Origin of the sequence: Spiribacter salilacus (assembly GCF_009649225.1) — a bacterium.
In the GTDB taxonomy this organism is placed as follows: Bacteria; Pseudomonadota; Gammaproteobacteria; order Nitrococcales; family Nitrococcaceae; genus Spiribacter; species Spiribacter salilacus.
The window spans coordinates 173,899-192,889 of the sequence record NZ_WJPP01000003.1 but is presented as its reverse complement, the minus strand read 5'-3'; the positions used below and the strand labels follow the sequence as shown (position 1 = coordinate 192,889).

The following is an 18,991-nucleotide window of genomic DNA, read 5'->3' as shown; positions in this document are numbered from 1 at the left end:
CAACATAAAAACCAGTTGCCATTTGTCAGACACGCAGGCTATAAAGCACGATACAAGAGGGGAGAATGTATGCAGGCTAATGCGTTAATGGATGAGCAGCAGGCACCGGAGGATTACCTTCGTTCGCGCACGTATGCGCTGCTCTCAGCGCTGTTTGCCCGCACCCCCACCCCTGATCTTCTCGCTCCGCTCGCTACCCTTGATGTTGACGAACAAGCAGGCCCGCTTGCCGAGGGCTGGCGTGGGATGGCTGATGCGGCTGGACGCTGCCAACAAGACGATCTTGAAGCGCTGGATATCGAGTATCACGATTTGTTTATCGGTATCGGCCGAGGCGAACTCATGCCTTATGGATCTTGGTATCAAACCGGGTTTCTGATGGGTCGGCCTCTGGTTAAGTTGCGTGATGACTTGAAAGCGCTCGGTTTAGAGCGTGAAGCAGAAGTGTACGAGCCAGAAGATCACATTTCGGCATTGTTCGATTCAATGGCCATTTTGAGTGGCCCCGACGGTGTTTCTGTTGCGGGGCAGCGCGTGTTTTTTAATGATCACCTGGCAAGCTGGGTGGAGCGTTTCATGCAGGATCTTCAAAAAGCGAAGTCCGCAGTTTTTTACCGGTCCGTAGGTGCTTTTGCAGAGCGCTTTATTGTGGCTGAAAAGCAGTATCTGGAAATGGCCTAAGGGCCAGGCTCAGGAGGAGAGCATCATGAGTTCAGAAAAGTCAGAGCGTAACGAAAGCCGGCGGAGTTTTCTTAAAGGCTTGGTTGTTGGCGGCGCTGCCGTTGGCGTAGCGGCGGGGTCTGGGGTGATGGCTTCTGAGCCAGCACCAACGGCTGATCATGCCGAATCCTCTTCATCTAAAGTGAAGGGCTATCAGGAAACGGCGCATGTGCGTCGCTTCTATGACTTAGCTCGTAGCTAATTCGGAGCGTTTGTTATGAAACTAATAAAGAAAAATACCAGCGCAGGCGCCGAGCAAGTCGCACGCAGTGGCTTTCCTAGCATGTTCTACACGGCGATGGATCGACGTACGTTCCTGCGTCGCTCCGGTTTGACGGCAGGCGCCGCAGCCGTTGGCGCTGCCCTGCCACCCACGATGATGCGACGGGCCAATGCGGCCGAGAAGAACACGCGTGAAGCGGGTGTTGCTGCTGAAATCAAACGTTCAGTGTGTACCCATTGTTCCGTGGGTTGTGGCGTGGTTGCCGAGGTGCAAAACGGCGTTTGGACGGGCCAAGAGCCGGATTTCGATTCGCCATTTAACTTGGGCGCTCATTGTGCCAAAGGCGCCTCGTTGCGTGAACACGGCATTGGCGAGAAGCGCATCAAATATCCCATGAAGCTGGAAGGCGGGCGCTGGAAGCGGATGAGCTGGGATGACGCCATCAACGAGATTGGCGATCAGTTCATGAAGATCCGTGAAGAAAGTGGCCCAGATTCCGTTTGGTGGTGTGGGTCTTCGAAGTCCAACAACGAAGGCAGCTACCTGCAACGTAAGTTTGTTGCGTTCTGGGGCACCAATAATATCGACCATCAGGCGCGTATCTGCCATTCCACAACGGTTGCTGGCGTGGCCAATACATGGGGCTACGGCGCCATGACCAACAGCTACAACGACATGCATAACGCCAAGTGCATGTTCTTTATCGGTAGTAATGCGGCTGAGGCGCATCCGGTTTCCATGCAGCATATCCTGCGCGCTAAGGAAAACGGGGCGAAGATGATTGTGGCAGATCCTCGGTTTACTCGAACCGCTGCCCATGCCGATCAGCATATTAGCTTCCGTGCCGGTACAGACGTGCCACTGATTTGGGGCATGCTTTGGCATATCTTTGAGAATGGCTGGGAAGATCGTGAGTACGTCAACCAGCGGGTGTATGGCCTAGATAAAGTGCGCGAAGAAGTTGCACATTGGACGCCAGCCCGTGTTGAAGATGTAACCGGTGTGCCAGAAGCACAGGTTTACGAAGCCGCTAAAACGATGGCTGAACATCGCCCGGGCACCATCGTATGGTGCATGGGGGGTACGCAGCATCACGTTGGCAACAACAACACCCGTGCGTACTGCATTTTGCAGTTGGCCTTGGGTAATATCGGCGTTTCTGGCGGAGGTGCCAATATCTTCCGCGGTCACGACAACGTGCAGGGCGCCACCGATGTCGGCCCCAACTCGCACACACTGCCAGGCTACTATGGCCTTGCCGAAGGCGCGTGGCGCCATTGGTGCCGGGTTTGGGATGTAGACTTCGACTACATCAAGAGCCGCTTTGATGATGGCCAGTACGATGCCGGCGGCGGCAACATGGCACACCCAATGAATATTGTGGGTATTCCTGTGTCACGCTGGATTGACGGGATCTTAGAAGATCCATCTAACCTGAGCCAGCGAGATAACACCCGGGCGGTCTTCTTCCAGGGTCATGCCGTTAACTCGCAGACACGTGGGCCGGATATGAAAGAGGCCGTCGAGAAACTCGACTTGGTCGTGATCTCTGATCCTTATCCAACCCATCTGGCGGTAATGAGTGAGCGCACCGATGGTGTGTATCTGCTGCCAACCTGTACGCAGTTTGAGCAGCGCGGCTCGGCCACGGCGTCAAACCGCTCTTTGCAGTGGCGTGAGCAGGTGATCGATCCGCTGTTTGAATCCAAAACGGATGCACAGATTCTCTATCGTTTGGCTCAGAAGTTTGGCTTTGAAGATCAGATGTTTAAAAACATCTCGATCGAAGGCGACGACATGCCAAACCCAGAAGATACGCTGCGTGAGATCAACCGGGGCACTTGGACGATCGGTTATACCGGTCAGAGCCCGGAGCGTCTCAAGCTGCATCTTGAGAATAAGCACACGTTTGACACCACAACGCTACGTGCAGTGGGTGGCCCTTGCGATGGCGACTACTACGGTCTGCCATGGCCATGTTGGGGCACGCCAGAGATGAACCATCCTGGCACGCATGTGCTTTACGATCCGAGTCAGCCGGTTAAAGACGGTGGCCTCACCTTCCGTGCCCGCTTTGGCGTAGAGCGTGAGGGCGAAAGTCTGCTGGCCAATGGATCCTTCTCAGAAGGCTCTGAGCTGCGCGATGGTTATCCTGAGTTCACGTTTGCCACCCTGCGTCAGCTGGGATGGCATGTGGATCTTACCCGTGAAGAGCTTGAAGCTTGTGCCCGCGTTGCTGGCGTCGATTCAAGTGATCTGCCACGCAATATCCGTACCGCAAGTACTGAGGTGCTGGAGAAGCTGGACGGCGTTAATTGGAAAACTGACCTGTCTGGCGGTATTCAGCGTGTGGTCATTGCCCATGGTTGTGCGCCATTTGGTAATGCCAAGGCACGTTGTGAGGTATGGCAGTTCCCTGATCCGATTCCGGTTCACCGTGAGCCGCTGTACACACCGCGTTACGACTTGGTGGCTGAGTACCCAACCTATGAGGATGTGAAGGCCTCTTACCGGTTGCCAACCCGTTATGCCTCGGTGCAGAGCGAAGATTATTCACGCGACTTCCCGCTGATCTTTACCAGTGGCCGACTCGTTGAATACGAAGGCGGCGGTGAGGAAACTCGCTCTAACCCATGGCTGGCTGAGTTGCAGCAGGAGATGTTTGTCGAAATTCATCCAGCGGATGCTAATGACCGGCAAATTGCCGATGGTCAGGACGTCTGGCTTGATGGCCCTGAGGGCGGCAGCATTCGGGTGAAGGCGATGGTAACGGAGCGTGTGCCGCGTGGCACCGTTTGGACGCCATTCCATTTCGGTGGTCATTATCAGGGTGAAGACCTGTTAGACCGTTATCCGGAAGGCACGGCGCCTTATGTTCGAGGTGAGGCCTGTAACACGGCTACAACGTACGGCTACGACCGGGTCACGCAAATGCAAGAGACCAAGTCAACGCTTTGTGAAATTCGCGCCGCCTAAGGCGGGAACTTTTCTGGAGGAGAGCCAAAATGGCCCGAATGAAATTCCTGTGTGACGCCGAGCGGTGTATTGAATGCAACGCTTGTGTAACCGCATGTAAAAACGAAAACGAAGTGCCTTGGGGCGTTAATCGCCGCCGAGTGGTCACCATCAATGACGGTGTGCCAGGGGAGAAATCGATCTCTGTTGCCTGCATGCACTGTACGGATGCCCCTTGTGCGGCGGTCTGCCCGGTGGACTGTTTCTACACCACCGATGACGGCATCGTCTTGCACGATAAAGATCTCTGCATCGGTTGTGGCTACTGCTTTTATGCTTGCCCATTTGGCGCGCCGCAGTACCCGCAGCAAGAGGCCTTTGGGGTGCGCGGAAAAATGGACAAGTGCACGTTCTGTGCCGGTGGTCCTACCGCTAACAACAGTAACGATGAGTATGCCAAGTACGGTGCCAACCGTGTGGCCGAGGGCAAATTACCGGCCTGTGCGGAGATGTGCTCGACCAAGGCGTTGCTTGCTGGTGATGGCGACATGGTGGCCGATATCTTCCGCGAGCGGACATTGCGTCGTTCAGGACGACCCCAAACTTGGGGTTGGGAACAAGCATACGGAGCGGGCGTGTGACGCGCCCTTCGCTCCCAATGTTGGAGGTAACTTCAATGGTGTCCGTCTTCGGATCCCGACTGGCCAAAATGGCGGCACTCGGTCTGCTCGTGTTCACGCTCACCGGCTGTTATGAGTCAGCGAGTGATGTCACGCTCTATGAACCCGGTGTCTACAAGGGCAGTGATGATCCATTGCTGAATCAAGCCGGCTCAGCCGAACGCGAGGACGCTTTGCGCGAACGCTTCGGTGGACAGCGGGATCGCTGAGATTGCATCTCAGCACAGGAGGATTTGATATGAAAAAGCAAGGTGATGCGAAGGCTAGGGCCAAGCGCGTACACGTTAAAATCATGCTCTGGAGCATCCTGCTGATTGCGGTTGGCGCGATGGTGGCGCCCCTGAGCGGTTATTTGTTTGTTGAGCTGGCCTCGGCGCAAGGATCTTCATTTGAAGAGGTAAACCCGCGCTCAGAGACCACTTGGCGCTCTGTTCGCGAGGGCGTATCGGGCATAACCACCGTGCAGTCACCGGAGGCTGGCGTTCTGATTCATAACGGTGGTGAAAACTGGCGGCAGATTCGTAATGGCTTAGTAGCAAACGTGATGCCATGGGTGCTTGCGGCCGCGGTAATCGCGATTACGTTGGCTTATTTGATTGGTGGCAGAAATCGCCTCGATCATCGCCCCACCGGCCAAGTGGTATTGAGATGGAAGTTGTGGGAGCGCGTGCTGCATTGGACAACGGCAACCCTGTTTATCGTTTTATCGATTACCGGGCTAAGCCTGTTGTTTGGCCGTGCTGTGCTCATTCCGATTCTTGGGCCAGCGGGCTTTGCAGCGTATGCCGAGGTGGCCATGATGAGCCATAACTATTCGGGGCCGTTCTTTGCGGCTTGCGTAGCGGCAATGGCACTCGCCTGGGTTTGGCATAACGTACCGAATAAGACCGACTGGGAGTGGTTTAAGGCCGGTGGCGGTATCTTTGGCGGCAAGCATCCATCCGCAGGCCGGATGAATGGCGGCGAGAAAGTCTGGTTTTGGTTTGTGGTCCTCGTGGGTGGCATCGTTTGCATTACCGGTGTGGTTTTGAACTTCCCTATTTGGGGTCAAACGCGCGAAATCATGCAGCAGGCTTCGCTTGTACACGCCGTGGCAGCTATCCTGTGGATTGGGCTATTCTTAGGGCACGCCTATATTGGTACGGCGGGCACCGAAGGCGCTATCGACGGCATGGCAACTGGCTATGTCAGTGTTGAGTGGGCCAAACAGCATCATGATCTTTGGTATGAAGATGTGAAAGATCAGGCAATAGACGCCAGTGAAGCGGGTGTTAAATCGGGGGTTGCCGTTAGTCAACGGGATAAACCCGCCTAGCGCCTTTTAGCGTCTAGCCACCAGCTGGGCGTAGCACTCGACCCGTCGCGGCCTCTCTGATCTCAGAGGGGCCGCGTTGGTTTCCAAGCTTAGCTGGCAGTATCCATTCTACGCCGTGCCGAAATTGCTTTCTGATTTGCCAATCGTAACGACAGGCCGGGCGGCCACTGCGATTGGCGCTGGTGGATACCAAGGGCATGCCCGCGGCATTGCATAGGGCAATAACCGGCGGGTGGTTCGTTACCCGAACCGCAATGGTTTCACGCCCCCCGGTTAATAAAGGCGGCAGCCCCTCTGCGGCGGGCACTACCCAGGTAACTGGGCGTGGACCAGCCTGCAGAGTAAAGCCTTCTGGCCATGCCACAAACGGGTCAAGCTGACGCTGGCTAGCCGCAATCACGATGAGGCCTTTGTCATCAGCGCGCCCTTTTAGCGCAATAACGCGTGCGATTGCCTGTTCATTGAGTGGATCACAGCCCAAGCCATAAACCCCTTCGGTAGGGTAGGCACCAATGCCTCCTGCCTGAATGAGTGCGCCAATGCGGCGCAGAGCAATGGGTGAGGGTTTCATGACTTGGTGGTTTTACGAGCCTTGGGTTTTGCTTTGGTTTTTTTTGCCTTACCCTTTGGCTCGGGTGCCTCAGCAATTAATTCACGACAACGAGGGGCTGTCAGCGTTTCTGCTTCTTCATCTTTTGGAATTTTGGCACGCTTGCGCCCATCGGTAATGTAGGGGCCAAACCGGCCGCGCATCACTTTAATAGCGCCATCATCAAACGTTTGAATCGTGCGCTTGGCTTCGTTGATCTTTTTCTCTTCAACCCGCTCGAGTGCGGTTTCACGATCAATCGTGTAAGGGTCATCGTCTTTTTTGAGCGATGCGAATTGATCACCAAAGCGAACATACGGGCCAAACCGGCCAATGTTTACGCTCATGGGCAGTCCATCGGGGGTTTCACCCATGTCTCGCGGCAACGCAAACAGCGCGAGCGCATCATCTAGCTTAATGGTTTCGATACTCTGCCCTGGCCGCAGGCTGGCAAATTTGGGCTTTTCTTCATCGTCCCGCGTGCCGATCTGAATAAACGGCCCGTAGCGGCCTAGGCGTGCTGACACGGGTCGCCCCGATTTCGGGTCCGTGCCTAGCTCACGAGCTTTCATGACATCGCTACGCGAAACCTGCTGGGTGTCTTCAACTTGCTGATGAAAAGGCTTCCAAAACGCTTCTAATAGCGGTATCCATTCACGCTCACCGCGCGCCACGGCATCAAGTCGGTCTTCTAGCTCAGCGGTAAAGTCGTAGTCGACATACCGCTCAAAATGCTCGGTTAGAAATTTATTGACCACTCGCCCAGTATCGGTGGGATGAAAGCGACGGGCCTCAAGCGTGACATAGTTCCGTTGCTGCAGGGTTGAGATGATCGACGCATAGGTAGATGGCCTGCCAATGCCATATTCCTCAAGCGCTTTAACCAGTGTTGCCTCAGAAAATCGCGGCGGCGGCTCAGTAAAATGTTGCTCTGGCCTTAGCGCTGTAAGCGAGACGGTCTCACCCTCAGCGAGTGGCGGCAGCAGCCGATCTTGAGAATCTGCGGCGTTATCATCTTGGCCTTCCTGATAGACCGCCATAAAGCCAGGATCTCGAATCACCGAGCCTGTTGCTCGAAATAAAGCCAAATCCCCTGCTTTTAGATCGACGGATACGGTGTCGATGGTGGCGTGAATCATCTGGCAGGCCACCGTACGCTTCCAAATTAGATCGTATAAACGGTACTGATCTTCACTTAAATAGCCTTTGAGGCTTTCTGGCGTGCGCTCGGGGTCGGTTGGCCGAATGCCCTCATGCGCTTCTTGGGCGTTTTTGGCCCGTGTGCGGTATTCATGCGCCTTGGCGGGTAATTTTTCGGGGCCAAAGCGCTTTTCGATTAGCCCGCGTAGCCCGGCAATTGCCTCTTGAGACAGATTGACCGAATCGGTCCGCATGTAGGTGATTAGACCAATAGCGCCGTTGCCGGTATCTACGCCCTCGTACAGCTGCTGGGCAATTCGCATTGTTTGCTGAGCAGAAAAACGCAGCTTGCGTGAGGCCTCTTGCTGCAAGGTTGAGGTAATAAAGGGTGCTGCTGGGTTACGGCGGCGTTGTTTTTTCTCAACGCGGGTCACTAAAAGCGTGCCAGGCAGTGCCGCGCCATCAGCCCCCGCGCCGGCGGCTTCAAGAATTCGGCCCGTCACATCCATTGCGTTTGTTTCGTCTGTGACTGAGAACTGCTCAACTTTATTGCCGTCGAGCTGGTGCAAACGCCCCACAAAGGCTTGGTCTTTGTGCGCTAGGTCTGCTTCGATGCTCCAGTATTCCCGCGGAATGAACGCTTCAATTTCCTGCTCACGCTCAACAATCATCCGCAGCGCAGGCGATTGAACGCGCCCGGCAGATAGACCACTGGTGATCTTTCTCCATAACAGCGGCGAGAGGTTAAAGCCGACCAAATAATCGAGTGCACGGCGGGCTTGCTGAGCGTTGACCAAATCGGTTGAAAGCCCGCGCGGGTGGTCGATCGCATCGCGTATCGCCCCTTGTGTTACCTCGTGAAAGACCACCCGGTGAACGGGTTTGTCGCCAATAACATTACGCTCTTTTAACAGCTCATGAAGATGCCAAGAGATTGCCTCACCTTCGCGATCGGGGTCAGTAGCCAGATAAATGGCGTCGCTTTTGCGGGCTGCCTTTGCAATGGCATCCATGTGTTTTTGGTTGCGCTCGACGGGCTCGTAGCGCATCGCAAAATCATGTTCGGTATCAACGGCGCCATCTTTGGAGACCAAGTCACGAACGTGGCCATAAGAGGCAAGAACTTCAAAGTCGCTGCCAAGATATTTGTTGATCGTGCGCGCCTTGGCCGGCGATTCGACAATAACAAGATGAGTGCTCATGTAACTTTTCTAGTGTGCCAAGGGGCGAGGGCCGTCAAAAAGAAGACTCTCCATCCAGGCGCAGGCTTCTTCTTCACCCGGCCGACTAAAGAGGACCATTAAAACCACCCATTTGAGTTTTTCCAAATCAACCGCGGGGTCTCCTAATGCCATTAACCGCTCGATGACGACTTCCCGATTGGCCGGGCTGAGAATGCCGGCTTGCTCTAGATAGAGTAAAAACCCCCGACATTCCGTATCAAGCCGGCGCGACTCGACGGGGTTATAGACCCTTAAAGAGGGCCAAGGGTTTCCACTGGATGGCAATTCGCGGTTTTCCGCGAGTGCGTCAATCCAGTTGAGTGCTTTGTGAATCTCTGATCGTGAAAATCCGGCTTCAAGCAGCTCACCTTCAAGTTCATCGCGGTCAGGATCGACCTCGACGGCGTCGTTAAAGTAATGCTCGAAGAGGTACATCAGGATGTCAAAGACGTTTTCTTTCATCCGCCCGTCCGTTGATTGCTTCTCTCATATCGGCCGCCGTCTGTTGGGATTAACAGCCCGAGCAGCTCTAGGTTAAGGAGCATGGAGGAAAGCCTATCGGGCGTCAATCCAAGCCGTTTAACAAGCACATCAAAGCTCACTGCTTCGTACCCAAGCGCATCCATTACGCGTTGCTGCTCCGCATCAAGCTCGGGGCTGGCTTGGCTAGTTTGTATCACATCAACGGGTTCAATAACGTTTCCATCTAATTTTAAGGTGGAGAAAACATCGTGGGCGGTTTCTATTAAACTCGCACCGGTACGAATGAGGGAGTGGCAGCCACGGGCCACTGGGCTTTGTACCGAGCCCGGAATAGCCATTACCTCACGATTTTGTTCGAGGGCTTGTTGTGCGGTGCCCAGCGCGCCACTTTTAGCACCGGCCTCAACAACCAAAGTGCCTAAACTCAAACCGCTGATTAATCGATTTCGGCGCGGAAAAAGCCCCCGGGTGACGAGGGTACCCACCGGCATTTCAGTGACCAGCGCACCGGATTGCTGAATCAAATCGGCCAAATATTGGTTCTCTTGTGGATACAACCGCTCTGGCCCTGTCGCCATCACGGCAATCGTTTGACCTTGAACGGCCAAAGCGCCTCTGTGCGCGTGCGCATCAATCCCGGTAGCCAGCCCGCTCGTGATCGTTAGCCCCCCAGTCGCCAGCATAGCCGCCATTTCAAAGGCTCGGTCTTTGCCGTTATTCGTTGCGTTGCGTGCGCCCACGATGGCCACTTGTGGTTGGTTTAGCGCCTTAGGGTTACCTTGCACAAATAACCGCGGTGGCGGGTCTGCAATATCTGTAAGTGCTGTCGGATAGGTTTTGTGGGCACGAGTAATGAGATGGCAGTTTTCTCCCTCTGCCCAGCGGAGGTCGTTTTCAACGCCAATTTCAACGGCTTTGCTGGGGCGCTTTTGTGTTTCCAAATAAGCTAAAGGCGAGTCAAAATGCTTCAAAATATCAGCAAAGCGGCGCGGTCCAGTGTGCGGCATGCGCGCTACGGTTAACCAGGCTTTGAGAGTGGCGTCGTCCATTATTGCGCCTCCGGCATGGGGATTAGTCGATCGCCCGTGCGCACTTCTTGTCGGGCTTTTTCAATGATCAGCGTGGCGGGTTTGCCATGGGCCACTAATCGAGCCATGCCAAGTGCAGTCACCTCTAAAGCATCTGCATGCTGCGCTTGTATCGGGGCGTCATTGCGAATCAGCCAAAAGCGGGCATGCAGTGGCTCAGCAATGCCTTGCACATAAATAATGTCACCGGCAGCGTGTAGTTGGCGCTGTGCCTCACCCCCAATCACCTTGGGCAGGGTGTCTGGCTCTGCAGCTACGGTAACCGGTAGGGTCAGCAACAGGCTAAAAAGCCATCCTAATAAAAGACGTGTTTGCATTGCACTATCCTTGTGTGGTCGTTGATATACTGTGAAGTCGAATACTGCGACGGAATAGCGATGGCGAAACGAGAAATACTGCAATATCCCGACCTACGGCTGCGTACATGCGCCAAGCGGGTAGAGGTGTTTGATCAGGCTCTACAAACATTAATCGACGATATGTTTGAGACGATGTACGACGCACCGGGCATCGGTTTGGCCGCCACGCAAATTGATGTGCATCGGCAGGTGGTGGTTATTGATGTGAGTGAAGAGGGTGATGCACCGCAGGTGCTTATTAACCCTGAAATTGTTGAATCAGGTCAGACCTGCGATGTGGCCGAAGAAGGTTGTTTGTCCATTGTGGGCTATACCGATGAGGTAGAGCGCCCCACCACCGTAGTTGTGAGCGCTCAAGATCGGCACGGGCAGCCTTACCGCATTGAGGCAGATGGGCTGCTGGCTCGCTGCATTCAGCATGAAGTCGATCATCTAGAGGGCCGATTGTTTATCGATACGCTCTCGGCCCTTAAGCGTAATCGGCTCAAACGGCGCTACGAGAAAGCAGCGCGCGCACGCGGTGAGCCCAATTAAGTCGCAAACAACACCGCTTCGTATTGTTTACGCGGGCACGCCTGAGTTTGCCGTGCCGGCCCTGCAGGTACTCATTGACTCTGCGCATACCGTGGTGGCTGTTTATACACAGCCCGATCGACCTGCAGGCAGGGGTCGGCAGCTCACCGCATCACCGGTAAAGCAGCTTGCACTAGAAGCGGGGCTGCCGATTGAGCAGCCCGAAAAGCTCAGCACGGCCGAGGCACAAGCGCGCCTTCAAGCATTAGCGCCCGATGTAATGGTGGTGGCAGCTTATGGCTTGTTATTGCCGGCCTCTGTTTTATCGATACCCCAGCGTGGGTGTCTTAATTTGCACGCCTCTTTGCTACCCCGTTGGCGTGGCGCAGCACCCATTCAGCGTGCAATTGAAGCAGGCGATTCGCAGACCGGGGTGTGTTTGATGGAGATGACGGCGGGCCTTGATGAAGGGCCAGTCGTCTCGCAAATAACAACACCGATTAGCGATACCGATACCGGCGGCAGCGTGCATGACCGATTAGCCGTGCTGGCCGCGGAGTTATTACAGCGAGATCTAGATGCCTGGGCTGCCGGGCAGTTAGTGGCTGTACCCCAGTCAGATCAAGGGGTGGAATATGCGCGTAAGCTGACCACCGCTCAGGCATGGATTGACTGGTCTAAATCGGCACAGGCACTGGCTTGGCAGGTGCGGGCCTTTAATCCATGGCCCGTGGCCCGCTGCCAGTGGTCACAAACCACCCTGCGGGTTTGGCATGCGGAGGTCGTAAGTGGGTCAGGCCCTATCACCAGTACCCCTGGGCAGGTGGTTGCCGTTGGCCGTGATGGGATTGATGTGGCCACGGGTGATGGACTGCTGAGATTGACGCAAATACAGCTGCCGGGACGGCGCGCGCAGCCGGTTAGCCAGTTTTTGCAAGGCCAAGCGATTAGCGTGGGTGAGCAACTTGGTTGAGCCACGCCATGAGGCCCTTGCCGCGGTAGTGGGGGTTATCAAAAACGGCCGCTCATTGGATGTCTTGTTAAGCGCTGCGGATGCGCGCTTGACCGACGAACGGGATCGGCGTTTTTGTCGTGCGCTGGCCTTTGGCGTACTACGTCATCATCGGTGGCTCCAAGCGCAGGTGGCGGCATTACTCGAGCGCCCATTACGCAATCGCGATCAAGACGTTAGTTTATTGATTGAGCTGGGCATTTATCAGCTGGCATGTTTGTCGATGCCGCCGCATGCGGCGGTTGGTGAAACCGTGGCGGTTACCCGTCCTTTGGGCAAACGCTGGGCGGCAAAGGTGGTTAATGCAACATTACGCCGGTTTCAGCGTGAAGGGGTTGTATCTGAGCTGGGGATTGAGTCTCCCGCCATTGAGTATTCTCTGCCCGATTGGCTTTATGCGCAGATTCAGTTGGATTGGCCAGAAGCATGCTCAGCCGTGCTGGCGGCACAAAATGCGCGCGCACCCATGTTGCTGCGAACAAACCTCAAGCGCAGCACAACCGCTGAGCTGCAGGCTCGCTTAGCCGAAATTGAGGTTACCTCAGAGCCGGTAGCAGACTTACCGGCGGCGCTGGCGTTAGAGGTACCGGTTGCGCCGGCACGCTTGCCCGGCTTTGCAGAAGGGTGTTTTTCGGTGCAGGACGGCGCTGCACAATTAGCCGCACCCTTGTTGGCACTTGAACCTGGGCAGCGGGTGCTTGATGCTTGCGCGGCGCCCGGGGGTAAAACCGCGCATTGTCTAGAGCTTGCCGACGTTGAGATGGTGGCTTTAGATAGCGATGCAGATCGTTTAGCGCGTGTCGACGAAACATTGAGCCGTTTGGGGTTGTCCGCGCAGCTCATTAGTGCGGATGCCGGCAACCCGCAAACCTGGTGGGATGGCAAACCGTTTGAGCGAATTTTGCTTGATGCGCCCTGCTCGGGCACCGGCGTCATTCGTCGGCACCCCGATATTAAATGGCTAAGACGCTCTACGGACCCTGCCCAGCTAGCGGCCGGTCAGCGCCGTTTGCTCGCTCAGCTATGGCCCCTATTGGCACCGGGTGGGCAGTTAGTTTATTGCACCTGCTCAATTTTAAAACAGGAAAATGAGGCGGTTATTGCTGATTTCGTGCAGGATCAGGATGATGTAACGATCCAACCGCTTGCGCTACCGTTTGGACGCGCTCTGCGGTACGGCTGGCAGATCCTTCCTGGAGAGGGCAACTGTGATGGCTTTTACTACGCTTGCCTGCGCAAAGATTAATCGCTGGGCTGTGCTGCAGCGATTCATGCTGGGCTGCGTGGTCTGGGCGTTGGCTGGCACTGCCCTATCCTCGGGTGATTTTCGGGTTGATAACATCGTGCCGCGCTTTGAGGCCGAGTTATTGTCAATGGATGCTCAACTGACCTATCGGCTTAGTGAGAAGGCAGATCAGGCTTTGACCAATGGTTTGCCCTTAGAGATTCAGCAGACATTGCAAGTACAGCGAAAGCGCAAGTGGTGGTTCAATGCTGCGGTGGTTACCCAACAGCGGCATTATCGCATTCAATTTCATGCGCTGAGTCGTCGCTACGTGCTAACGCGCCTAGAGACCGGTGCAAGCCGAAGCTTTAGAGATCGACAGGCATTACTCAGTGCATTAGGACGTATTGAGGGCTGGCCGGTAATGCGGGAGTCTGCCGTACAGGCACTCGGCCCCATTCAGCTTCGCCTAACTACAAAGTTAGTGCGTGATGCGCTGCCAAGGGTGCTGCGTATGGCCGCCTGGCTCGATGCAGACTGGCAGCTACGTGGCGGCCCGCTGGTTAAGGAAGTGCAGCCATGATTCGCATTTTGCTTAGCGTTTTATTAATCGCCTCGCTTTATCTGTTAACAGCCGCCACTGAAAATACAACGCGCTTTGGCAGTTTGTATCTTTGGTTGTTGCTGCTCAATGGCGTTGTATTGGTCATTTTGTGTGGCTTAATCATCCACAATTTGTGGCGATTGCTGCGCTCACTCCGTGCCAATCAAGCGGGCAGCCGCTTAACCGCCCGGCTGATGGGGCTGTTTGTGGTGATGGCCGTTTTGCCCGGATTGGTGGTGTATGGGTTTTCGATGCAATTTCTTCAGCGCGGCGTCGATAGTTGGTTTGATGTGCGAGTTGAAAATGCTCTCGATGGCGCGCTGGAGTTATCGCAGGCATCGCTCGATCAGCGGATGCAGGATATGTTGCGCCGCTTGCAAGACGCGGCCGAGGTTTTGGTTGACAGTGAAGATGAAATGATCCCGCTGACGCTGGGTGATTTGCGCGCGCGTACGGCCGCCTCCGAGCTCACGCTTTTAGGCGGTAACGGTCGTATCATTGCGGCAAGCAGTGTGGATACCGAAGATATCCTGCCGCATCGCCCCGAAGAGAGCATTTTACTTCAGCTACGACAGGGCAGACCCTATGTGGCCCTTGATCCTATCGAAAACGCGGGGCTGCATATTCGCGCGTTGGTGGTTGTGCCTACGCCGGCAAGCCCACAGAGCGCGCGGGTTCTGCAGGGGCTTTTTCCGGTGTCGCCACGGGTAGATGCGTTGGCAACCGAGGTGGAAGCGGCCTTCACCGAGTATCGCGCCCTTTCCTATTTAAGAGGCCCGTTAAAAGACAGCTTTACGCTAACCCTATCGTTGGTGCTGTTGTTATCACTTTTATTTGCGGTTTGGTCGGCGTTTTATTTAGCGCGGCGCCTAGTTGCACCCGTCAGTCGCTTGGCCAAAGGCACCGAAGCAATGGCAGCCGGTGAGTATGGAACACAGCTACCCCCGGGCGGAAACGATGAGCTGGGGTTTTTGGTGCGCTCCTTTAACGACATGAGCCGACGTGTTGCGGAGGTGAGAAATGCCGCTGAACGTAGTCAAGAGCTTGTTGAGGCGCAACGAACTTACCTAGAAACGGTGCTGGGCCGGCTATCTTCAGGGGTGCTAGCGCTTGCACCGGATGGCAGTCTGCGTACCTTTAATGAGGCGGCAAGCGGCATTCTTTCAGTGCCTTTGGATCAGGGTGTTGGCAGTCCGTTAACCAGCCTTGCGGCTCAATACCCCGATATTGAGCCCTTTGCGGCGCTCGTTTCACGGCAGCTACAGTCTGGCGCAAGCGAATGGCGTGAAGAGGTCACATTAGACACGGCGGAGGGGCGGCGTACCTTAATTTGCAGTGGGGCAGCGCTGCCGAGCGGCCCGGCCGGCGATGGCGATGTCATTGTGTTTGATGATGTGACAACGCTTATTCAGGCCCAGCGAGATGCGGCATGGGGCGAGGTTGCACGGCGCTTGGCCCATGAGATTCGTAACCCCCTAACGCCCATTCAGTTATCGGCTGAGCGGCTCCAGCATAAGATTGGCGCCGCGCTGGATGGCAGTCAGGCCGACTTACTGAAACGCTCTACCGACACCATTATTCATCAGGTTGAGGCGATGAAAGAAATGGTGCAGGCGTTTTCTGACTATGCCCGTCCGCCAGCTTTGCATTTACAATCTGTAGATCTGAATGCGTTGATTCGCGAGGGAGTGGAGCTGTATCGCGGTCAATCGGGGCAGCCTAAATTTACTTTAGAGCTTGCTGATGATTTGACGTCGCTCGAGGCAGACCCTGGTCGCCTGCGGCAGTTGCTGAACAATTTATTGCAAAATGCATTAGAAGCCACGCAAGGACAGCCTGATTGCCAGATCGAGTTACGCACCCGAAATGGTGAGGGACGCTACGCAGACATGCTTGAGCTGCATGTTCAAGACAATGGCCCTGGGCTGGATGAGGCGGTGATTGAGCAGCTCTTTGAGCCCTATGTCACGACAAAGCCGCGGGGCTCTGGGTTAGGGCTTGCGATCGTCAAAAAGATTATTGAGGAGCACAATGGCACGATTAGCGCACGAAACACCGACACAGGCGCGCGAATCACAGTGCGGCTGCCGTTAAGGATGAAGACATGAGCAAAGCCAATATTTTGGTCGTGGATGATGAGCCGGCAATTCGGGGTTTGGTGCAAGAGATCCTTGAGGATGAGGGCTATGCCGTTCGTTTAGCCGAAAGCGCTGAAGAGGCGCGGGTTTTACTGCGCCAACATGCGCCCGACTTGCTACTGCTTGATATCTGGATGCCGGGTGAAGATGGCATTTCTTTGCTCAAAGATTTAGCGGGCAGTGGAAGCCTTTTGTACCCGGTTGTCATGATCTCAGGGCATGGCACCGTTGAAACGGCGGTTGAGGCAACACGGCTTGGCGCGGTGGATTTTGTTGAAAAACCCCTTTCGATGGGCAAATTATTGGCGACGGTAGAGCAGGCATTGGCCAGCGGGCCATCGGGTCGGGCAGAAACCGAGCCGCTGGCAATGGTTGAGCCCGTTGGCAAAAGTGCCGTGTTACAAGCGCTACGTGAACAGGCGGCAAAGGTGGCAACCACTAACAGTCGTGTGCTCATTAGCGGCCCGCCGGGTAGCGGTTGTCGGGTTTTTGCTCGCTATATTCACGCGCTGAGTGATCGTGCTCAAGGCCCGTTTTTAGAATTTTCAGGGGCGGCAGTAAACGCTGATATAGCCGCTGAGCAATTATTTGGTGTTGAAGAAGAAACAGCTCGTCGCCCCGGTTTATTAGAGCTTGCTGCCGGCGGCACACTGGTGATTGATCGCACCAGCGAGCTTGCCACAGCGATTCAAGACCAGTTGGTTGCCGCGTTGGAGTTTGGCTGGTTCTTGCGCACGGGGGGCTCCTCACGAGTCGCTTTGGAGGCCAGGGTACTTTTTGTGGTGCGTGAGGATATTGCGCAGGCCGCACAGGCAGGCCGCTTAAGGGAAGACTTGTGCTATCACCTTAACGCGGTGCCCCTGTATGTGCCGCCTTTGCGCGAGCATTCTGAAGATGTTCCTGAATTAGTGACGTATTTTGTCGATCAACTGGTTGATCGGGAGCAATTGCCCTTTCGGCGGTTTACTGTGGCGGCGCAAAACCGACTCCGCCACCACGATTGGCCAGGCCATGTGCGAGAGCTTGGCAACTTGGTGCGCCGATTGTTGGTGATGGGCGATGGGCGAGAAATTGATGTGGCTGAGGTGGCAGAGGCAATGGCCATGGATCAAGCTAGCTTTGATCAAAGCAGTGACTGGACACCAACGCGGGTACTCGATCTGCCATTGCGAGAAGCCCGCGAGCAGTTCGAGCGTGCCTATTTGCAGCGCCAATTGCAGCGCGCTGGGGGTAACGTGGCGCAGCTGGCCCGGTTGGCAGGCATGGAGCGTACCCATCTTTATCGTAAGCTGCGCTCACTGGGGATTGATCAGCAAAAGCCGGAGGATGTCGGAGAATGAAGATCGTCATACTCGGTGCAGGTCAGGTGGGGGGTACCGTTGCTGCAACGCTGGCAACCGAGGCCAACGACATTACCGTGGTGGACACAAGCGCCCAGGTTTTACAGGGGCTACAAGATCGCTTGGATCTGCGCACCGTGACTGGCAATGGCACCTATCCTGAAGTGCTGGCAAGGGCAGGCGCGGATGATGCCGATATGATTATCGCGGTGACCGATTCGGATGAGGCCAATATGGTGGCCTGCCAAGTGGCGGCTACCTTGTTTCACACGCCCACTAAAATTGCGCGAGTTCGCGCTATCGAATATTTATCGCATCCACAAATTTTTGCACCTGATGCTTTGCCCATTGATGTGCTCATCTCCCCCGAGCAGCTCGTTACCCAGTATGTGAGGCGCCTCATTGAGCACCCCGGTGCACTGCAAGTGATGGACTTTGCCGATGGCAAGGTCCGGCTTGTGGGCGTGCGCGCTTATTATGGAGGCCCACTAGTAGGACAGGCACTCAAAACCCTGCGGGAACACGTGCCGGGGGTTGATACACGGGTGGCGGCGATTTATCGCCGCGGTAAGGCGATTATTCCTGAGGGCGATACCGTTGTTGAGGCAGGTGATGAGGTCTTCTTTGTGGCTGCGCGTAAAAATATTCGCGCGGTCATGAGCGAGCTTAGGCGCCTCGATAAGCCTGTGAAGCGCATTATGTTAGCCGGCGGCGGAAACATCGGGACCCGTCTTGCGCAATCGCTGGAGGCGTCCTACCAAGTCAAGATTATTGAGCATAATGCCCAGCGTTGTCGGGCAATAGCCGATGAGCTTAAAAAGACGATCGTACTGCATGGTGATGCGGCCGATGAAGATCTGTTGCTCGAAGAAAATATTGAAAATACTGACGTCTTCTGCGCGCTTACCAACGATGATGAGGCCAATATTTTGTCTGCCATGCTCGCCAAGCGGCGCGGCGCAAGAACGGTTATGGCGCTCATTAACCGCGCGGCTTACGTTGATCTTATTCAATCCAGTGATGATATTGATGTGGCCATTTCGCCTCAGCAGGCAACGATTGGGAGTTTGCTGGCGCATATTCGGCGCGGCGATGTGGCCACAGTCCACAGTTTGCGTCGCGGTGCGGCAGAGGCAATCGAAGCCATTGCGCATGGTGACGCGGGCAGTTCTGATGTGGTGGGTAAGCGTGTGGAAGACATTCGCTTACCGCGTGGCACCACAATTGGGGCGATCGTACGCGACGAGCAGGTCATAATGGCGCATCATGACACGGTCATTGAGCCTGAGGATCATGTGATCCTATTTTTAGTGGATAAAACGCGCCTTGCTGATGTTGAAAAGCTCTTTGCTGTGGGCGTGACGTTTTTCTAGAAGGATCAGCG

At 55.3% G+C, this 18,991-nt stretch carries 18 protein-coding genes; 13 read left to right on the top strand and 5 right to left on the bottom strand.

Annotated features, from left to right (window positions below):
• The first annotated feature begins 69 nt into the window (after positions 1 to 69).
• From GH984_RS06475 to GH984_RS06450, 6 genes are read left to right on the top strand one after another with little or no spacing between them, the layout of a single operon-like run.
• Positions 70 to 681 (top strand): TorD/DmsD family molecular chaperone, encoded by a 612-nt coding sequence (locus GH984_RS06475; RefSeq protein ID WP_153719395.1) that lies wholly within the window; start codon positions 70 to 72, stop codon positions 679 to 681.
• 25 nt (positions 682 to 706) lie between these two features.
• A complete protein-coding gene (locus GH984_RS06470) occupies positions 707 to 922 on the top strand; it encodes a twin-arginine translocation signal domain-containing protein (RefSeq protein WP_153719394.1) in 216 nt (71 codons plus the stop codon).
• 15 nt (positions 923 to 937) lie between these two features.
• On the top strand, positions 938 to 3,919 hold the full coding sequence (locus GH984_RS06465; RefSeq protein ID WP_153719393.1) for a formate dehydrogenase subunit alpha: 2,982 nt from the start codon (positions 938 to 940) through the stop codon (positions 3,917 to 3,919).
• Between the two features lie 29 nt (positions 3,920 to 3,948).
• Positions 3,949 to 4,539, top strand: a complete 591-nt coding sequence (gene fdh3B, locus GH984_RS06460) for a formate dehydrogenase FDH3 subunit beta (RefSeq protein ID WP_153719392.1) — start codon at positions 3,949 to 3,951, stop codon at positions 4,537 to 4,539.
• Positions 4,540 to 4,574: 35 nt separating this feature from the next.
• On the top strand, positions 4,575 to 4,787 hold the full coding sequence (locus GH984_RS06455; RefSeq protein ID WP_216643633.1) for a hypothetical protein: 213 nt from the start codon (positions 4,575 to 4,577) through the stop codon (positions 4,785 to 4,787).
• Positions 4,788 to 4,816: 29 nt separating this feature from the next.
• Complete coding sequence (locus GH984_RS06450; protein WP_153719391.1) at positions 4,817 to 5,893, top strand: formate dehydrogenase subunit gamma; 1,077 nt, start codon at positions 4,817 to 4,819, stop codon at positions 5,891 to 5,893.
• A 13-nt stretch (positions 5,894 to 5,906) separates the two neighbouring features.
• On the opposite strand, the gene tsaC is transcribed toward GH984_RS06450, so the two are convergent.
• The 5 genes from tsaC to GH984_RS06425 are packed head-to-tail and all read right to left on the bottom strand — an operon-like array spanning position 5,907 to position 10,733.
• Positions 5,907 to 6,464 (bottom strand): L-threonylcarbamoyladenylate synthase type 1 TsaC, encoded by a 558-nt coding sequence (tsaC, locus tag GH984_RS06445; protein WP_153719390.1) that lies wholly within the window; start codon positions 6,462 to 6,464, stop codon positions 5,907 to 5,909.
• Positions 6,461 to 8,824, bottom strand: a complete 2,364-nt coding sequence (locus GH984_RS06440; protein WP_153719389.1) for a DNA topoisomerase I — start codon at positions 8,822 to 8,824, stop codon at positions 6,461 to 6,463. Before GH984_RS06440 ends, tsaC begins: the two co-directional genes overlap by 4 nt.
• A gap of 9 nt (positions 8,825 to 8,833) precedes the next feature.
• Positions 8,834 to 9,307: a Smg family protein gene (locus GH984_RS06435; RefSeq protein WP_153719388.1), complete on the bottom strand. Its 474-nt coding sequence runs from the start codon at positions 9,305 to 9,307 to the stop codon at positions 8,834 to 8,836.
• Complete coding sequence (gene dprA / locus GH984_RS06430; RefSeq protein ID WP_153719387.1) at positions 9,304 to 10,377, bottom strand: DNA-processing protein DprA; 1,074 nt, start codon at positions 10,375 to 10,377, stop codon at positions 9,304 to 9,306. Before dprA ends, GH984_RS06435 begins: the two co-directional genes overlap by 4 nt.
• Positions 10,377 to 10,733, bottom strand: coding sequence for a hypothetical protein (locus tag GH984_RS06425; protein WP_153719386.1), 357 nt, complete (start codon positions 10,731 to 10,733; stop codon positions 10,377 to 10,379). Before GH984_RS06425 ends, dprA begins: the two co-directional genes overlap by 1 nt.
• A 60-nt stretch (positions 10,734 to 10,793) precedes the next feature.
• Between GH984_RS06425 and def the strand changes: the two genes are divergently transcribed.
• Genes def through trkA form a run of 7 tightly spaced genes read left to right on the top strand, consistent with a single transcriptional unit; the run spans position 10,794 to position 18,980 of the window.
• Positions 10,794 to 11,309, top strand: a complete 516-nt coding sequence (def, locus tag GH984_RS06420) for a peptide deformylase (protein ID WP_153719385.1) — start codon at positions 10,794 to 10,796, stop codon at positions 11,307 to 11,309.
• Positions 11,296 to 12,261: a methionyl-tRNA formyltransferase gene (gene fmt, locus GH984_RS06415; RefSeq protein WP_369691976.1), complete on the top strand. Its 966-nt coding sequence runs from the start codon at positions 11,296 to 11,298 to the stop codon at positions 12,259 to 12,261. Before def ends, fmt begins: the two co-directional genes overlap by 14 nt.
• A complete protein-coding gene (gene rsmB, locus GH984_RS06410) occupies positions 12,245 to 13,546 on the top strand; it encodes a 16S rRNA (cytosine(967)-C(5))-methyltransferase RsmB (RefSeq protein ID WP_369691975.1) in 1,302 nt (433 codons plus the stop codon). The genes fmt and rsmB overlap by 17 nt, the downstream gene beginning before the upstream one ends.
• Entirely contained in the window at positions 13,512 to 14,108 is a 597-nt protein-coding gene (locus GH984_RS06405; protein ID WP_153719384.1) for a DUF4390 domain-containing protein, read from the top strand. The genes rsmB and GH984_RS06405 overlap by 35 nt, the downstream gene beginning before the upstream one ends.
• Complete coding sequence (locus tag GH984_RS06400) at positions 14,105 to 16,237, top strand: ATP-binding protein (RefSeq protein WP_153719383.1); 2,133 nt, start codon at positions 14,105 to 14,107, stop codon at positions 16,235 to 16,237. Before GH984_RS06405 ends, GH984_RS06400 begins: the two co-directional genes overlap by 4 nt.
• Positions 16,234 to 17,607 carry a sigma-54-dependent transcriptional regulator gene (locus GH984_RS06395; RefSeq protein WP_153719382.1) on the top strand — a complete coding sequence of 458 codons (1,374 nt, stop codon included), beginning with the start codon at positions 16,234 to 16,236 and terminating at the stop codon, positions 17,605 to 17,607. The genes GH984_RS06400 and GH984_RS06395 overlap by 4 nt, the downstream gene beginning before the upstream one ends.
• The gene (gene trkA, locus GH984_RS06390; protein WP_153719381.1) at positions 17,604 to 18,980 is read left to right on the top strand and encodes a Trk system potassium transporter TrkA; all 1,377 of its coding nucleotides are present in this window, start codon (positions 17,604 to 17,606) and stop codon (positions 18,978 to 18,980) included. The genes GH984_RS06395 and trkA overlap by 4 nt, the downstream gene beginning before the upstream one ends.
• Positions 18,981 to 18,991: the final 11 nt, after the last annotated feature.

Coding starts and splice junctions, on each gene's coding strand:
- GH984_RS06475 (WP_153719395.1), top strand. CDS start 70: ATGCAGGCTAATGCGTTAATGGATGAGCAGCAGGCACCGGAGGATTAC.
- GH984_RS06470 (WP_153719394.1), top strand. CDS start 707: ATGAGTTCAGAAAAGTCAGAGCGTAACGAAAGCCGGCGGAGTTTTCTT.
- GH984_RS06465 (WP_153719393.1), top strand. CDS start 938: ATGAAACTAATAAAGAAAAATACCAGCGCAGGCGCCGAGCAAGTCGCA.
- fdh3B (WP_153719392.1), top strand. CDS start 3,949: ATGGCCCGAATGAAATTCCTGTGTGACGCCGAGCGGTGTATTGAATGC.
- GH984_RS06455 (WP_216643633.1), top strand. CDS start 4,575: ATGGTGTCCGTCTTCGGATCCCGACTGGCCAAAATGGCGGCACTCGGT.
- GH984_RS06450 (WP_153719391.1), top strand. CDS start 4,817: ATGAAAAAGCAAGGTGATGCGAAGGCTAGGGCCAAGCGCGTACACGTT.
- tsaC (WP_153719390.1), bottom strand. CDS start 6,464: ATGAAACCCTCACCCATTGCTCTGCGCCGCATTGGCGCACTCATTCAG.
- GH984_RS06440 (WP_153719389.1), bottom strand. CDS start 8,824: ATGAGCACTCATCTTGTTATTGTCGAATCGCCGGCCAAGGCGCGCACG.
- GH984_RS06435 (WP_153719388.1), bottom strand. CDS start 9,307: ATGAAAGAAAACGTCTTTGACATCCTGATGTACCTCTTCGAGCATTAC.
- dprA (WP_153719387.1), bottom strand. CDS start 10,377: ATGGACGACGCCACTCTCAAAGCCTGGTTAACCGTAGCGCGCATGCCG.
- GH984_RS06425 (WP_153719386.1), bottom strand. CDS start 10,733: ATGCAAACACGTCTTTTATTAGGATGGCTTTTTAGCCTGTTGCTGACC.
- def (WP_153719385.1), top strand. CDS start 10,794: ATGGCGAAACGAGAAATACTGCAATATCCCGACCTACGGCTGCGTACA.
- GH984_RS06405 (WP_153719384.1), top strand. CDS start 13,512: ATGGCTTTTACTACGCTTGCCTGCGCAAAGATTAATCGCTGGGCTGTG.
- GH984_RS06400 (WP_153719383.1), top strand. CDS start 14,105: ATGATTCGCATTTTGCTTAGCGTTTTATTAATCGCCTCGCTTTATCTG.
- GH984_RS06395 (WP_153719382.1), top strand. CDS start 16,234: ATGAGCAAAGCCAATATTTTGGTCGTGGATGATGAGCCGGCAATTCGG.
- trkA (WP_153719381.1), top strand. CDS start 17,604: ATGAAGATCGTCATACTCGGTGCAGGTCAGGTGGGGGGTACCGTTGCT.